General features: G+C 56.4%; 2 protein-coding genes. Both read right to left on the bottom strand.

Going from position 1 to position 1,858, the window contains the following annotated elements; genetic code table 11:
- Positions 1–245 precede the first annotated feature (245 nt).
- A complete protein-coding gene (locus FTT86_RS15795) occupies positions 246–788 on the bottom strand; it encodes an AAA family ATPase (RefSeq protein ID WP_000587837.1) in 543 nt (180 codons plus the stop codon).
- 12 nt (positions 789–800) lie between these two features.
- Positions 801–1,661, bottom strand: a complete 861-nt coding sequence (aac(3)-IId, locus tag FTT86_RS15800) for an aminoglycoside N-acetyltransferase AAC(3)-IId (protein WP_000557454.1) — start codon at positions 1,659–1,661, stop codon at positions 801–803.
- Between the last annotated feature and the right edge of the window lie 197 nt (positions 1,662–1,858).

Consider the following 1,858-nt stretch of genomic DNA (forward strand, 5'->3'; position numbering starts at 1 on the left):
AGTACCAGCGTACGGCCCACAGAATGATGTCACGCTGAAAATGCCGGCCTTTGAATGGGTTCATGTGCAGCTCCATCAGCAAAAGGGGATGATAAGTTTATCACCACCGACTATTTGCAACAGTGCCGGTTCGAGTCCCGTCGTCCGCACCACAAAGCCAAACATCCCTGCGATGATCGACCTCTGGGCGTTTGGTCGTGAGCCCGCCACCCTCGCGCTACGCTTTGCGCAGGCGTCGAAGGCGATCAGGTGCGCCCATCGATTCCGTCGAGCACCATCGCTGCGAGTTCATCGCTGGTGTGTGCACCACTATCGAGAACACGGGTTGTGCATGGAAGCCGTTCCCTTGCGGCCAAGCATCGGGCGACATTCGCTAATCGCCACTCTCGAATCTCCGCATTTCGATTCGGGTCAGGATGCATGGTCTGGTTCGCGATCCGGTGACGCAATAGGTCCTCGTTGAGCGTCAGAAAGATGTGCAGCAGCTGATCGTCGATCCGCCTTACCCCGTCGAGTATCTCAGTCAGATAGTCCGGGTGCACGAGCGTCATTGGGATGATGATGTCCTGCGAGTAATTCCTTCGAATCTCCCTGACCGCCGCGATCGTAAGTCCCCTCCACAAGGGGAGATCCTGATAGTCTCCGCTCGCTGGCATGGGGACCGTTTCTTTCACCACGAACCCGATTTCCTCGGGGTCAAAGATCAGCGATTTGGAACGCCGATCGCGCAGCCGCTTAGCGAGCGTCGTCTTTCCGGCGCCGAAAGGTCCGTTGATCCAGATTATCATTGTCGACGGCCTCTAACCTGAAGGCTCGCAAGAGCGCTCGACGGCCTCGTGCGGAGGCACGATCGGAGTGGTTCCGAAATGCTTCTCAAGATAGGTGACGCCGAACGTCACGATGTCCTGCGCGTCGAACAGGTAGCACTGAGCAAAGCCCACGACACCTTCTCGATGGCGACCGAGCTTCACGTAAGCATTTGCTATAGTTTCAACCGCATCCGGCTTTCCTTCGATAGCAAAGCAATCGAGAATGCCGTTTGAATCGTAATCCGATGCCGTTTTCCAGGCGACTTCACCGTCTCTTCCAAGCATCGGCATCTCATACGTCACCCACCGTTTGTTGGGGATATCGGCAACCGCCTCGGCGTAGTGCAATGCGGTAACGGAGTTTAGCGGCGCACCCAACAGCAGGGCCTTCCCGCCAAGGCGAACGAACCGCTCGACGGGCGATCCTTCCCCCAAGGCGTGACCGAGTTCGTGAGGCTCCGTCAGCGTTTCAGCCAGCGGACCAACCGCGACCATCGATGCATCGGGGTGCGCGCTGCGCCGCGCGCCGGGGGCTTGAACCAGAAATTGATTCAGCAGGCCGAACCCACGGTAAGTCCCGGCTGTTGCGGGATCGAACGGCAGCCAGGTACGGCGGGCTTCGTCATCCAGCCGAGCGCCATTCAGAGTCTCCTCGTAGGGTGATCGGTCCCACGACGCGTATCCCATCACAGTGCCAGTCGGCCCAACCGCGGAGCGTAACGCGGCAACGACCGTCTCCGCTCCTCCTTCGACCGGACCAATCGCTTTAAGTGAGGCATGCACCATCAAGAGGTCACCGGTTTGGACTCCGAGTTTTTGAAGCGCCTCCGTTATTGCCTTCCGCGTATGCATCGCGATATCTCCTCTAAACTGCAAAACACTATACCTATCGAGATATCACTCTACTATACCTATCGAGATATAGAGGTGGTCCCACTTGTTTGAACAACTAAAAGCGTATTTATAAGTGATATTCCGCTCTAGTTAAGCCACCTTGTTTTGTTGGGGTAGCTGATCATAGTAAAACTCATTTGGTGTCATTTTGTCTA

The organism is Acinetobacter sp. YH01021, assembly GCF_013420255.1.
Taxonomy (GTDB): Bacteria; Pseudomonadota; Gammaproteobacteria; order Pseudomonadales; family Moraxellaceae; genus Acinetobacter.